Origin of the sequence: Cupriavidus gilardii (assembly GCF_017598945.1) — a bacterium.
In the GTDB taxonomy this organism is placed as follows: Bacteria; Pseudomonadota; Gammaproteobacteria; order Burkholderiales; family Burkholderiaceae; genus Cupriavidus; species Cupriavidus gilardii_E.
Genome location: NZ_JAGFTW010000010.1, coordinates 81,073 through 94,498, shown reverse-complemented (window position 1 = coordinate 94,498; position 13,426 = coordinate 81,073). Strand labels below are relative to the sequence as shown.

9 protein-coding genes are annotated in these 13,426 nt (G+C 69.9%); 4 read left to right on the top strand and 5 right to left on the bottom strand.

What is annotated here, in order from left to right; genetic code table 11:
• Positions 1-19 precede the first annotated feature (19 nt).
• The 4 genes from J5T34_RS05115 to J5T34_RS05100 all read right to left on the bottom strand — a co-directional run bounded on the left by J5T34_RS05115 (position 20) and on the right by J5T34_RS05100 (position 5,578).
• Complete coding sequence (locus tag J5T34_RS05115) at positions 20-2,581, bottom strand: DNA internalization-related competence protein ComEC/Rec2 (RefSeq protein WP_208578892.1); 2,562 nt, start codon at positions 2,579-2,581, stop codon at positions 20-22.
• A 132-nt stretch (positions 2,582-2,713) separates the two neighbouring features.
• Positions 2,714-3,556, bottom strand: coding sequence for a TatD family hydrolase (locus J5T34_RS05110; RefSeq protein WP_208578891.1), 843 nt, complete (start codon positions 3,554-3,556; stop codon positions 2,714-2,716).
• A 23-nt stretch (positions 3,557-3,579) separates the two neighbouring features.
• A complete protein-coding gene (lolD, locus tag J5T34_RS05105) occupies positions 3,580-4,335 on the bottom strand; it encodes a lipoprotein-releasing ABC transporter ATP-binding protein LolD (RefSeq protein WP_208578890.1) in 756 nt (251 codons plus the stop codon).
• Positions 4,328-5,578 (bottom strand): lipoprotein-releasing ABC transporter permease subunit, encoded by a 1,251-nt coding sequence (locus J5T34_RS05100; protein ID WP_208578889.1) that lies wholly within the window; start codon positions 5,576-5,578, stop codon positions 4,328-4,330. The genes lolD and J5T34_RS05100 overlap by 8 nt, the downstream gene beginning before the upstream one ends.
• A 160-nt stretch (positions 5,579-5,738) precedes the next feature.
• Here J5T34_RS05100 and J5T34_RS05095 point away from each other — a divergent pair, with 160 nt between their 5' ends.
• Positions 5,739-6,878, top strand: coding sequence for a hypothetical protein (locus J5T34_RS05095; RefSeq protein ID WP_208578888.1), 1,140 nt, complete (start codon positions 5,739-5,741; stop codon positions 6,876-6,878).
• A 136-nt stretch (positions 6,879-7,014) separates the two neighbouring features.
• Positions 7,015-8,712, top strand: coding sequence for a single-stranded-DNA-specific exonuclease RecJ (gene recJ / locus J5T34_RS05090; protein WP_208578887.1), 1,698 nt, complete (start codon positions 7,015-7,017; stop codon positions 8,710-8,712).
• A 45-nt stretch (positions 8,713-8,757) separates the two neighbouring features.
• Here the strand turns inward: recJ and J5T34_RS05085 are convergent, their stop codons facing one another.
• A complete protein-coding gene (locus J5T34_RS05085; protein ID WP_208578886.1) occupies positions 8,758-9,501 on the bottom strand; it encodes a M23 family metallopeptidase in 744 nt (247 codons plus the stop codon).
• 1,530 nt (positions 9,502-11,031) lie between these two features.
• Here J5T34_RS05085 and J5T34_RS05080 point away from each other — a divergent pair.
• Positions 11,032-11,802 (top strand): SDR family oxidoreductase, encoded by a 771-nt coding sequence (locus J5T34_RS05080; protein ID WP_208578885.1) that lies wholly within the window; start codon positions 11,032-11,034, stop codon positions 11,800-11,802.
• A 41-nt stretch (positions 11,803-11,843) separates the two neighbouring features.
• Positions 11,844-13,376 (top strand): lysine--tRNA ligase, encoded by a 1,533-nt coding sequence (gene lysS, locus J5T34_RS05075; protein WP_208578884.1) that lies wholly within the window; start codon positions 11,844-11,846, stop codon positions 13,374-13,376.
• Positions 13,377-13,426: the final 50 nt, after the last annotated feature.

The following is a 13,426-nucleotide window of genomic DNA, read 5'->3' as shown; positions in this document are numbered from 1 at the left end:
ATCAGCCAGCGCCCAACCCTCACTCCGGCGCATCGGGCGCCGGCCGCCAGTAGCGCCGCGCCTGCTGCCGGAACGACGCGATCGCGATGCCGTTCCGATCGGCGAGCAGTTCGACCGCGCCGGTGCGATCGCTGCGGTAACGCGCAATGCCGCGGCGCCCATAGCGCGCCCACACTTGCGCATGCGGATGCCGGTAGCGGTTGCGGTAACCGAGCTGGAATACCGCCGCCGTAGGGGCGACCGCGTCGAGCCACTCGTCGCTGGACGACGTGCGGCTGCCATGGTGCGGCACCAGCAGCAGGTCCGCACGCAAGGCATCGGGCGGCAGGCGCCCCACCATCGCCAGCTCGGCGTCGCGGTCGATATCGCCGGCCAGCAGCATCGCCGCATGCGGGCTCGAGATCCGCAGCACGCAACTGCGCGCATTGCTGCCGATCGCCGCGTCGTCGCCCTGCCCCGGCAACGGATGCAGCAATTCGAAGCGTACGCCGTCCCATTGCCACGCGATGCCCGCCGCACAGACCTCGCCGACATCCGGCGCGACACCTGGCGGCAGTTGCCATAGCGGATGGCCGCGCGGCAAGGACGCCCACATGCGCCGCACGGGCAGCGCCGCCATGACGTCGCGCGCGCCGCCGGCGTGGTCGGCATCCTCGTGGCTGATCACCAGCGCATCGAGCGCGTGCACGCCGATCGCGCGCAGGAACGGCACCACCACCCGCTCGCCGGCGCTCGGCCGCGGTGAGTCTGCCGGACCATAGGCCGGCCCCGTGTCGTACAGCAGCCGATGGCTGCGGGTCTCGATCAGCACCGCTGCGCCCTGCCCGACGTCGAGCGCGGTAGCGCGGAAGGCCGCGGCCGGCAGCGGTGCCCGACCGCTGGACAGCATCGGGATCAGCAACACCACACCATGCACGCGCCAGCCCCAGCCGAACGCGCGCGGCGCCAGCAGCACCGCCGTGCCGAGCATCGCCAGGGCCAGTTCGACCGTGTCAGGCCGCGCCGCCTGCCAGACCGCCCAGTTCGGCGCCGCGAGCCGGACCAGCACCGCGGCGAGCCATGCCATCGCCTGGTGCGCCAGCGTCAGCAGCAGCGCGGCCATCATGGCGACGGCAGCGCCGAACGGCCAGTCCGCCGGCCACACGGCCAGCAGCGCCGCGCCTAATGCGAGCGGCGTCACCAGCAGGCTCACCAGCGGAATCGCCAGCGCATTGGCCAGTGGCGACACCACCGACACCTGCTGGAACAACAGCAGCGTGGGCGGCAGCAGCCCGACGGTGACGGCCCATTGCGTGCGCACCGCCTCGGCCAGATGCCGACGCAGGCCATGCCAGCGCGCCTGCCGGGCCGACCGCCGCGACGGGTCGTGGCCGGGTGCCGCCACGGTCCGCTGCGATGCCGCCAGAAAGATCGCGGCGACCGCGCCGAACGACAGCCAGAATCCCGCCGCCCGCACCGCCCACGGATCCAGCGCGAGCGCCACCGCAGCGGCCCAGGCCAGCACCAGCGAGGCCGGCGGCCGGCGCTGCCACCACAGCGCCAGCGCGGCCACGGACACCATCGCGACCGTGCGTTGCGCCGGCACTTCCATGCCGGACAGCAGGCCATAGGCCAACGCGGCGGCGACCGCGACCAGTGCCGCCGCGCGCTGCGCGGGACATCGCAAGGGCAACGGCCGCCGCAGCCATCTGCCCACGCCGAACGAGCGCCGCCACAGCGCCCGCGCCAGCGCCCCGGCCAGCCCGGAAACCATCGTGATATGCAGACCCGAAATACTGACCAGATGGCCGATCCCGGTGCGGGTGAACCAGCGCCACTGTTCGGCGGCGATGCCGCTCTGGTCGCCGATCGCCAGCGCTACCAGCACGCCGGCGAACGGCGCATCGGGCGGCATCGCGGCCAGCATGCGCGCGCGCATCCGGGCCCGCCAGCGCGCGATGCGCCAGGCAGGCCGCAGCGGCACCTGCGCGGCGGGGCGGCTTGCCAGCACGTAGCCGGTCGCACCGATGCCTCGCTGCAGCAGCCAGTACTCGTAGTCGAAGCCATGCGGATTGGCCAGGCCGTGCGGCCGCTTCAGCCGCACGGTCAGCGCCAGCCGTGTACCGGGCAGCAGATCGGGCGGCGCCTGTTGCCAGCCGAGCGACAGCAGCGCGGGCAAACCGACCGGCCGCTTGCCGTCGACGGTGAAGTGGAAACGCATGCCCTGGCCATTGCCATTGCCACTGCCATTGCCATTGCCCGTCGGCAGGCTGGACACCACGCCGGTCAGCGACAGCGTCACGCCCTCCAGGTCGGCAACGAGCCGTTCCGCCAGCCGACGCTCGGCACGCCATGCCGCCCAGGCCGCGCCAAGCATCGCCGCGGCGAGCACGGTCGTCAGCAAGCGGGCACGGAAGACAAGCGGGGAAGAATGCAAGGGCGCGGCGGCGGACCGCGACCGGTGCTCGGCAAGCGGCGACAGCGCAAGCAGCACGCCGAGCCCCGCCAGCGCGGCTCCCAGGCTCAGCGAAGCGGCCGGCAGCGCGGGCAACTGCTGCACCAGCCAGCAACCCGCCACGAAGGCGCACAGGGTCAGGCGCATCGCCGCGCCGGCAACGCCGCGTCGGGAAAGACTGCAAGGACCGGAGGGACCGGAAGGACCGCAGACATGCTCGTCCTCGTTCGAGGTTGACGATGCCTGCGTTTATACCGCCGGGCGGCGGCCCGAAACTTGTCAGTCCGTCACGGCGGAGGTTGGGGCCATGGCGGCCGCAAAGGCCGCCAGACGAGGCAGCGCGTCCACCGCGTTGCGCCAGGTCGCCCGGGCCAACGCTTCGGCATCGATGCCGCGCAATTCGCCCAGCACGCGCGCCACGCCTGCCACCTCGGCCGGCGTGTTGCGTACCTTGCGCTGTTCGCCGAACTGGTCGTCGGTCAGCCAGGATGGGGCAATGTCCGGCGCATCGGTCTCGAGCACCAGCGCCTCGAGCGGCAGCTCCACCGCCAGCCGACGGATCTGCCGCGCCCGGCTGAAGGTCAGATTGCCGCCGAAGCCGAGCTTGAAGCCCTGCTCGACGAAGCGCTCTGCCTGCTGCGTGCTGCCGTTGAAGGCATGCGCGATGCCGCGCCGCACGCCGACGCGCCGCAGTTGCGCGGCGACCTGGTCCTGCGACTTGCGGACGTGCAGCAGCACCGGCAGATCGAATTCGCGCGCGATCTTCAACTGCTCGATATAGAGCCAGGTCTGGTGCTGCGCATCGAGGCCCGGCACGAAGAAATCGAGCCCGATCTCGCCGATGCCGACGAAGCGGGGATCGGGCAGCGCGGCCTCGACCTCGCGCCGCAGTACGTCGAGGTCGGACTGCCCCGCCCCGGTCGTGCATAGCGGATGGACGCCCAGCGCGTAGACGCAGGCCGGATGGCGATGCGCCAGCGCGCGCACCGCGGCAAAGTTCGACACCGCCACCGCCGGCAGCACGATGCCGCCGACACCGGCCGCGGCGGCGCCTGCCACCACCGCGTCGCGGTCCTCATCGAACTCGGCCGCGTCCAGATGGCAATGGGTGTCGATCCACATCGGCGGTGCGCTCCGGCGCGGCTTCAGCGTTCGCGATGCAGATGGCCATCGCGCAGCCGCAGCACGCGGTCGCAACGATTGGCCAGATCGAGATCATGCGTGACGATCACGAAGCTGGTGCCCAGCGTGCGCGACAGCTCCAGCATCAGGTCGTAGACGCCGCCGGCGGTATGGTCGTCGAGGTTGCCGGTCGGCTCGTCGGCCAGCACGCAGGCCGGCTGCCCCACCAGCGCGCGCGCGATGGCCACGCGCTGCCGCTCGCCGCCCGACAGTTCGCCCGGCCGATGCTTCGCGCGCTCGCCCAGGCCCACGCGGGCCAGCATCGCCTGCGCGGCCTCGCGGGCCTCGGCCTGGCGCAGGCCGCGGATGCGCATCGGCATCGCGACGTTGTCCAGCGCGGTGAACTCGGGCAGCAGATGGTGGAACTGGTAGACGAAGCCCAGCGAGCGGTTGCGCACCAGATTGCGCTCGGTCTCGCGCAGATCGGTGAAGGGCTTGCCGAGCAGCGCGACGCTGCCCGAATCGGGATTGTCCAGGCCGCCCAGCACATGCAGCAGCGTGCTTTTTCCCGAGCCCGAAGCGCCGACGATGGCGACCTTTTCGCCGGCATCGATGCGCAGGTCGACGCCGCGCAGCACCTCGACATCGAGCCCGCCCTGGCGGAAACGCTTGCACAGGCCCTGCGCGGTCAGGATCGGCTGCGCGGCGGCAGCGCCCGCCGGCGTGGCCGCGGGCGTGGCATCGGGGGAAGCGGCGCGGTTCAGGATGGCCTCACTCATAGCGCAGCGCCTCCGCGGGATTCACGCGGGCGGCGCGCCAGCTGGGATAGAGCGTGGCCAGGATGGCCAGCACGAAGGAAATGGTGCCGATGGTGGCGATGTCGTTCACGCGCGGGTCCGAGGGCAATTCGCTGATGAAATAGATGTCGCGGGGCAGGAACTGGACCTGCAGGATCCGCTCGATGAAGGGCACGATCACGTCGATATTGGTGGCGATCAGCGTGCCGCCGAGCACGCCGAGCACGGTGCCGATGAAGCCGATCGCCACGCCCTGCACGATGAAGATGCGCATGATCGAGCCGGGCTGCGCGCCCATGGTGCGCAGGATGGCGATATCGGCCTGCTTGTCGGTGACCGTCATCACCAGCGTCGACACCAGATTGAAGGCCGCCACCGCGATGATCAGCGTCAGGATGATGAACATCATCCGTTTCTCGGTCTGCACCGCGGCGAACCAGTTGCGGTTCTGCTTGGACCAGTCGCGCAGATAGAGCTCGCCCGACAGCGTGCCGGCCAGCGCATCGGCGACCTGCGGGGCGCGCTGCATGTCGGAGAGCTTCAGCCGCAGCCCGTTGGGACCGTCGAGCCGGAACAGCGTCTGCGCGTCCTGGATGTCGATCAGCGCCAGCGCGCTGTCGAACTCGTAATGGCCGGACGAAAACACGCCGACCACGGTGAACTGCTTGAGCCGCGGCAGCACACCGGCCGGCGTGATGGTGCCCTGCGGGGCCACCAGCGTGACCTTGTCGCCCACGCTCACGCCCATCGCCGCGGCCAGCTCGCCGCCGAGCACGATGCCGAAGCCGCCGGGCTGCAGCTCGGTCAGGCTGCCGCCCTTGAATTGCTTGCCGATGTCCGAAACCTTGGGCTCCTCGGCCGGATCGACGCCGCGCAGCAGCACGCCGCGCACCACGTCGCCACGGGTCAGCATCGCCTGCGCGGCGACGTAGGGCGCGGCGCCGACAACCTCCTTGTTGCGCATCGCCTCGGCGGCGGTGCGGCGCCAGTCCGGCAGCGTGGACGGGCCGATGACTTCGATATGCGCCAGCACCGACAGCATGCGGTCGCGCACCTCCTTCTGGAAGCCGTTCATCACCGACAGCACGACGATCAGCGCGGCGACGCCGAGGGCGATGCCGAGCATCGAGATCATCGAGATGAAGGAGATGAAGGTATTGCGGCTGGCGCGTTTGCTGGCGCGGGTATAGCGCCAGCCGATCTGCCACTCGTAGGGAAAGTTCAAGACGGTTCCTGTGTTCGTTGCCAACGCGCGATGGGGGCCTGTCGGGCCGGATCGGTGGGACCGGCCCGGCCGCCATCGCGCCTCCGACGCGCGCGAATTCGGCCCAAGTTCGACCAATCGGGACGCGTCGGCCACCCGCGAGTTTACAATCTCGCCAACCATGACGACGCACCTGACCCTGATTGTGCCCTTTTCGGTCCCGCCCGGCGCGGATACCGAGGGCCTGGACGAGCCGAACGGCGTCGGCGGCGGCATTGCCGGCGCCCTGCTGCGGCAGTTGGAGTTGCCCGCGCTAGGAAAGTTGCTGACGCGCGCCGGCGCCAGTGCGCGCGAGCGCCACGGCGCCGGCTACGACCCGACCGCGCTGCGCTCGCTGCCGCATGAGCGCTGGCTGGCGGCGCGCGCCGGGCTGGACACCGCGCGCGTGCCCACCGCACCCTACATGCGGCTGGCCGACCATCAACAGGCCGGCGCCGACGCCGGCCGTGACGACCGGCGCTGGGTCTGCCTGCAGCCGGTCCATCTCCATGCCGCGCGCGATCATCTGGTGCTGATGGACCCCGCGCTGCTGACGCTCGAGCCGGCGGAGTCGGCGGCGCTGCGCGAGGCGATCGCCCCGCTGCTGAACGATTCGGGCATCGCGCTCGACGCGCCGCACCCCGAACGCTGGTATCTGCCGGAAGCCGTGTTCGGCCCGCTCGACGCCACGCCACCGCTGCGCGCCGCCGGCCGCAATATCGATGTCTGGATGCAGTCCGGCCCGCGCGAGCGCGACTGGCGGCGGCTGCAGAACGAGATCCAGATGACCTGGTTCGACCATCCGGTCAACCAGGCGCGCGAGGCCAACGGCGCGCTGCCCGTCAACTCGGTCTGGCTGCACGGCGGCGGCGCGCTGCAGGCGGTGCCGCGGCTCGCCGACACGGTGCTCGCCGACGATCCGCTGCTGCGCGGGCTGGCACTGGCAGGCGGCGCGGCATGCCGGCCCCTGCCGTCCGCGCTGAACGCGCTGGAGGCCGGCGACACGGCGATGGCGCTGCTCGATGCCTGCGCCTCGCCCTATATCGCCGAGGACTGGGGCAGCTGGATCGAGCGGCTGCATGCGCTCGAGGCCGACTGGTTCGCGCCGGCGCTGGCCGCGCTCGAGGAGGGCCGGCTGCAGGCGCTGACGCTGGTGCTCGGTGGCGACGACCATCACGCCGAATTCACCGTGCGCCGCGGCGACCTGCGCAAGTTCTGGCGCGGCATGGGCATGCGCGGCGACTGGCGCGCGCTGCTGTCCGATCTGGCCCTTGCCGCATGAGCGCGACCATGCCGACCCGGCTTCGTCCATCCTGCCGAATTCGTCCGTTCAGCCGCCGTCCCGGCCCCTGCTTCGCTGTCGTCGCTACCGTCGCCATCGCCGCCATCGCCGCCAACGCTGCTATCGTTCCGACCCCATGACCCGCATCGCGATCCGCCCCCACCAGCCCGACCACGCCAGCGCCCTCGCCGCGCTGGGCCTGCATCCGACGCTGGCGCGCATCCTGTCGGCGCGCGGCGTCACCCACGCGCGCGAGCTCGCCACCGATCTGCCGGAACTGGTGGCGCCGCAGGCGATGAAGGGCATCGACCGCGCCGCGGTCTATCTGGCCGATGCGATCGCCGCGCGCCGCCGGCTGCTGATCGTCGCCGATTACGACTGCGACGGCGCCACCGCCTGCGCGGTCGGCGTGCGCGGTTTGCGCATGCTCGGCGCGCAGGTCGACTACATCGTGCCGAACCGCTTCGAATACGGCTACGGCCTGACGCCGGAGATCGTCGCGCTGGCGGCGCAGCGCAATCCGGACGTGATCGTCACGGTCGACAACGGCATCGCGAGCGTCGATGGCGTGGCCGCGGCCAATGCGCGCGGCATCGACGTCGTGGTGACCGACCACCATCTGCCCGGCGACCAGCTGCCCGACGCCGCGGTGATCGTCAATCCGAACCAGCCGGGCTGCGGCTTTCCCAGCAAGAACCTGGCGGGCGTCGGCGTGATGTTCTACGTGCTGCTGGCGCTGCGCGCGGAACTGCGCCAGCGCGGCGTCTTCACGCCGGCCAATCAGCCGCGGCTCGACACGCTGCTCGACCTGGTCGCGCTCGGCACCGTGGCCGACGTGGTCAAGCTCGATACCAACAACCGCATCCTGGTGGCGCAGGGGCTCAAGCGCATGCGCGCGGGCCGCATGCATGCCGGCGTCGCCGCGCTGTTCCGCGCGGCCGGACGCGAGGCCAGCCGCGCCACCACCTTCGATCTGGGCTTCGGACTGGGGCCGCGGCTGAATGCCGCGGGCCGGCTCGCCGACATGTCGCTCGGCATCGAATGCCTGCTCAGCGACGACGCCGAGCGCGCCTGGGAGATCGCCCAGCAGCTCGATGCGATGAACCGCGAGCGGCGCGACATCGAGGCCGGCATGCAGCAGGAAGCGCTGCAGATCCTGGAACGTCCGCTCGACGGGCTCGACCCGTCGTCGCGCTTTACCGTCAGCGTGTTCAACGACACCTGGCATCAGGGCGTGATCGGCATCGTGGCGTCGCGGCTCAAGGAGAAATTCCATCGTCCGACCATCACCTTCGCGCCGGGCGACGAGGCCACCATCAAGGGCTCCGGCCGCTCGATTCCGGGCTTTCATCTGCGCGATGCGCTCGATCTCGTGTCCAAGCGCCATCCAGGCCTGCTGGTCAAGTTCGGCGGCCATGCGATGGCGGCCGGGCTGACGCTGCGCGCGGGCGATTTCGAGCGCTTCATGGACGCGTTCGAAGGCATCGGCCGCGAATGGCTGACCGACGATCACCTGGCCCGCGTGATCGAGACCGACGGCGAGATCGAGGACCACTGCTTCGATCCGGCCTTCGTCTCGCTGCTGGAGCAGCAGGTATGGGGCCAGGGTTTTCCGCCGCCGACCTTCTGCGGGGAATTCGACGTGCTGCGCCAGACCGTGCTCAAGGGCAAGCATCTGAAGCTGCAGCTGGGCCGCGGCAAGCGCCAGTTCGACGCGATCTGGTTCAACCACGCCGACACGCTGGGCGCCAGCGCGATGGTGGCCTACCGGCTGGACAACAACACCTTCAACGGCGTCACGCGCGTGCAGATGGTGATCGAGCACGCGCAGTAAGCGGAAAGTCTCCGGCGCCTTCGGCGGCCGGCGATGACGTCGCGCTTATCCGCGCGCCGGCAGCATCGTGGCCGGATCGACCGGCTTGCCGTTGCCGCGCACCTCGAAATGCAGCTCGCTCGCCGCGGCGCCCATGCGGCCGACCGCCTGCCCTGCCTGCACCTGCGCGCCTTCCTTGACCATCGGCTGATCGAGATTGCCGTAGACCGTCAGCCAGTCGTCGTTGTGCTTGACGATCACCAGCGTGCCATAGCCGCGCAGCGCGCCGACATGGATTGCCCAGCCCGACGCAGCCGCGCGCATCGTGCCGTTGGCCGGCACCGCGATGCGCAGGCCCTTGCTGGCCGGCGGCGCATAGCCCTGCGTGACGGTGCCGTCGGCGGGCCATTGCAGCGCGATGCGGCTGGCGGGCGGCCGGCTCGACTGCGCCGCGGCGCGCGGGGTGTCCTCGACCGCGGTGGGTCCGCTGGCCGAGGACGACGCGACCGCGGCACCGGCGGGCGGGCGCAAGCGGATCAGCTGGCCGACCTCGATGCGGTCGCCGCTTGGCAGGCCGTTCCAGCGCACCAGGTCGCGCACCGAGCGGCGATGGCGGCGCGCGATCGAATACAGCGTGTCGCCCGAGCGCACGCGGTAATAGCCGTCCGGCGCAGGGCCGCCCTCGCCGACCGTGCCGCAGCCGGCCAGCGTCGCCAGCATCGTCGCGGCCAGCGCGGCGATGGCGCGCCGGCGGCCGAGGGCGGGGACGGTCGGTGCGGTCGCGGTCGGAAGGGTCGAAGTGGCTGGCATCGTCATGGCTGCATCGGAATCGGGGCGCCCTGCCGCGACATGGCCCTGGCGGGCCGCGGCGGCGGACGGGAACGGCGGATGGAAACGAAAGCGCGCCAGCGATGTAACGGTTGGCGCACCCGCAACTGTAGACCATCGGTCGCGGCCACAGTTCGGCGCAACAGTGCGGCGCCAACGGACAAGGGCCGCGGCGCCGCGCCGGCAACGGTCGCGAAAGCCCCGCCGGCCGCGCGGCGCATTATCGGTCATCGCGCGGGGAATGCCGCCCCGTTCCGCTATAATTCACGGTTTTCAAAGCGCAAGAACACCATGGAAGCAGAACGCCTCAACGCCATCTCCGGCGCCATCTCCGATCTCCGTTCCCGGACGGAAGATCTACGGGGGTATCTTTGACTACGACGTCAAGGTAGGACGTCTGGCCGAAGTCAACGGCGAACTGGAAGACCCCGAGGTCTGGAACAACCCGAAGCGGGCCCAGGATCTCGGCAAGGAAAAGAAGATGCTCGAAGGCGTGGTCCAGGTACTGGGCAAGCTGACCGAGGATCTGGAAAGCGCGCAGGAGCTGTTCGAACTCGCGCGTGAAGAAGGCGACGACGACACGCTGGTGTCGATCGAAGAGGACGTCAAGGGCTTCGAGGCGGCGGTCGCCGACATGGAGTTCCGCCGCATGTTCTCCGGCCAGCTCGATCAGGCCAATGCCTTCATCGATATCCAGGCCGGCGCCGGCGGTACCGAGGCGTGCGACTGGGCGTCGATGCTGCTGCGCCAGTACCTGAAGTACTGCGAGCGCAAGGGTTTCAAGGCCGAGGTGCTGGAAGAATCCGAGGGCGACGTCGCCGGCATCAAGAGCGCCACGATCAAGGTCGAGGGCGAATACGCGTTCGGCTACCTGCGCACCGAGACCGGCGTGCACCGGCTGGTGCGCAAGTCGCCGTTCGACTCGTCGGGCGGCCGGCACACCTCGTTCTCGTCGGTGTTCGTCTATCCGGAGGTCGACGACTCGTTCGAGGTCGAGATCAATCCGGCGGACCTGCGCGTCGATACCTATCGCGCCTCGGGCGCGGGCGGCCAGCACATCAACAAGACCGATTCGGCCGTGCGGATCACGCATATTCCGACCGGCATCGTCGTGCAGTGCCAGAACGACCGCTCGCAGCACCGCAACCGCGCCGAGGCGATGTCGATGCTGAAGTCGCGCCTGTACGAGCACGAGATGCGCAAGCGCCAGGCCGAGGCCGACAAGCTCGAATCGACCAAGACCGATGTGGGCTGGGGCCATCAGATCCGCTCGTACGTGCTGGACCAGAGCCGCATCAAGGACCTGCGCACCAACGTCGAAATGTCCAACACGCAGAAGGTGCTGGACGGCGACCTGGACACCTTCATCGAAGCGAGCCTGAAACAGGGCCTGTAAGCGCAGCACCGAGCGTTGCAGCATCAGGAATCAGCAGGACCGGCGCGCACCGCGCCACCGATCCCGCGGCGCGGCCGTGCCGCGGGAACCGACCTCTCTCCGCCAGGGCGACATCCATGACCACAGCCGCATCGACTGACGCATCCCATCTGATCATCGTCACCGGCGCCTCGCGCGGCCTGGGCGCCGCGCTGGTGCGCGCGCTGATGGTGCCGGGCAACCGGCTGGTCTGCGTGGCGCGCAGCCGCAATGCGGAACTGGAGCAGGCGGCGCAGGCCAGCGGCGTGCCGATCGCCTGGCATCTGCAGGACCTGTCGAAACCCGCGCAGGCGGCAAGCTGGCTGGCGAGTGTGCTCGACAGCGTGGATGCCCCCGCCAGCGCGACGCTCGTGCTGAACGCCGGCGTGATCGAACCGATCGCGCCGATCGCCGAGCTGCAGGAGGCCACGCTGGTGCCGCACCTGATGACCAATCTGGTGTCCCCGATGACCCTGACCGCCGCCTTCCTGGCGCGCAGCGAGCGCTTCGGCTGCCCGCGCAAGGTGCTGGCGATTTCGTCCGGCGCCGCGCGCCGGCCGATCGAAGGCTGGAGCGCCTACTGCGCCGGCAAGGCCGGGCTCGACATGTTCGTGCGCTCGCTCAATGCCGAGTACGCGTCGGTGCCGGCCGAACGCGGCGTGCGCGCCGTGGCGCTGGCCCCGGGCGTGGTCGACACCGGCATGCAGGCCGCGATCCGCGAGGCCGACTTTGCCCAGGTCGAGCGCTTCCGCTCGCTGAAGGCCAACGCGCAGCTGACCAGCCCCGACGAGGCCGCCGCCCGCATCGCCGCCTATCTGCAGCGTCCGGACTTCGGCAGCACCGAACTCGACGATATCCGCAATACCTGACTTTCCCGCGCGGCCCTCGTGCCCCGCCCTTTGACGACATCATGACCGAACCCACCCGCGCGCCTGCCGAGCAGGCCCCCGCCGTCGACGAAAACAAGATCATTGCCGAGCGGCGCGAAAAGCTGCAGGCGCTGCGTCAGCAAGGCATCGCCTTTCCCAACGACTTCCGCCCGACCCATCAGGCCGCGAGCCTGCACGCGCAGTACGGCGAGGCCGACCAGGCGACGCTCGAAGCCAACCCGGTCGAGGTGGCCGTGGCCGGCCGCATGATGCTCAAGCGCGTGATGGGCAAGGCCAGCTTCGCCACGGTGCAGGACGGCAGCGGCCAGATCCAGTTCTACATCACGCGCGACAAGGTCGGCGAAGAGGTCTACGCCAACTTCAAGCACTGGGACCTGGGCGACATCGTCAGCGCCCGCGGCCTGCTGTTCCGCACCAACAAGGGCGAACTGTCGGTGCAGGTGCAGGAGCTGCGCCTGCTGTCGAAGTCGCTGCGGCCGCTGCCGGACAAGTTCCACGGCCTGTCGGACCAGGAGATGAAGTACCGCCAGCGCTATGTCGACCTGATCGTCTCGCCGGAGACGCGGGCGACCTTCCGCGCCCGCACCGAAGCGATCTCGTCGCTGCGCCGCCATATGGCCGAGGCCGGCTTCATGGAAGTGGAAACGCCGATGCTGCATCCGATTCCCGGCGGCGCCGCGGCCAAGCCCTTCATCACGCACCACAACGCGCTGGACATGCAGATGTTCCTGCGCATCGCGCCCGAGCTCTATCTGAAGCGGCTGATCGTCGGCGGCTTCGAGCGCGTGTTCGAGATCAACCGCAATTTCCGCAACGAAGGGGTCAGCCCGCGCCATAACCCCGAGTTCACGATGATGGAGTTCTACGCGGCCTATACCGATTACCGGTGGCTGATGGACTTCACCGAAGACCTGATCCGCAAGGCGGCGATCGACGCGCGCGGCAGCGCGACGCTGACGTATCAGGGACGCGAGCTGGATCTGGGCAAGCCCTTCCACCGGCTGACGATCACGCAGGCGATCCAGAAGTACGCGCCGCAATACACCGATGCGCAGCTGGCCGATGCCGACTTCCTGCGCACGGAGCTGAAGAAGTTCGGCGTCAATACCAGCGCGCCGCAGTTCCTCAATGCGGGACTGGGCACGCTGCAGCTGGTGCTGTTCGAGGAAACCGCCGAGAGCCAGCTGTGGGAGCCGACCTTCATCGTCGACTATCCGGTCGAGGTCTCGCCGCTGGCGCGGGCTTCCGATACGGTGCCGGGCATCACCGAGCGCTTCGAGCTGTTCATCACCGGCCGCGAGATCGCCAACGGCTTCTCGGAACTGAACGACGCCGAGGATCAGGCCGACCGGTTCCGCAAGCAGGTCGAGCAGAAGGATGCCGGCGACGAGGAGGCGATGTATTTCGACGCGGACTACATCCGCGCGCTGGAATACGGCATGCCCCCGACGGGCGGCTGCGGCATCGGCATCGACCGCCTGGTGATGCTGCTGACCGACAGCCCGAACATCCGCGACGTGATTCTGTTCCCGCACCTGCGGCGGGAAGACTGACGCCACGGCGAGCGGTCAAACAAAAAGCGCGCTTCAATGAAGCGCGCTTT

Excerpts from the sequence above, each read along its gene's own strand:
- J5T34_RS05115 (WP_208578892.1), bottom strand. The coding sequence starts at position 2,581 with ATGCGCCTGACCCTGTGCGCCTTCGTGGCGGGTTGCTGGCTGGTGCAG.
- J5T34_RS05095 (WP_208578888.1), top strand. The coding sequence starts at position 5,739 with ATGACGACGCACCTGACCCTGATTGTGCCCTTTTCGGTCCCGCCCGGC.
- J5T34_RS05085 (WP_208578886.1), bottom strand. The coding sequence starts at position 9,501 with ATGCCAGCCACTTCGACCCTTCCGACCGCGACCGCACCGACCGTCCCC.
- J5T34_RS05110 (WP_208578891.1), bottom strand. The coding sequence starts at position 3,556 with ATGTGGATCGACACCCATTGCCATCTGGACGCGGCCGAGTTCGATGAG.
- lysS (WP_208578884.1), top strand. The coding sequence starts at position 11,844 with ATGACCGAACCCACCCGCGCGCCTGCCGAGCAGGCCCCCGCCGTCGAC.
- J5T34_RS05080 (WP_208578885.1), top strand. The coding sequence starts at position 11,032 with ATGACCACAGCCGCATCGACTGACGCATCCCATCTGATCATCGTCACC.
- lolD (WP_208578890.1), bottom strand. The coding sequence starts at position 4,335 with ATGAGTGAGGCCATCCTGAACCGCGCCGCTTCCCCCGATGCCACGCCC.
- recJ (WP_208578887.1), top strand. The coding sequence starts at position 7,015 with ATGACCCGCATCGCGATCCGCCCCCACCAGCCCGACCACGCCAGCGCC.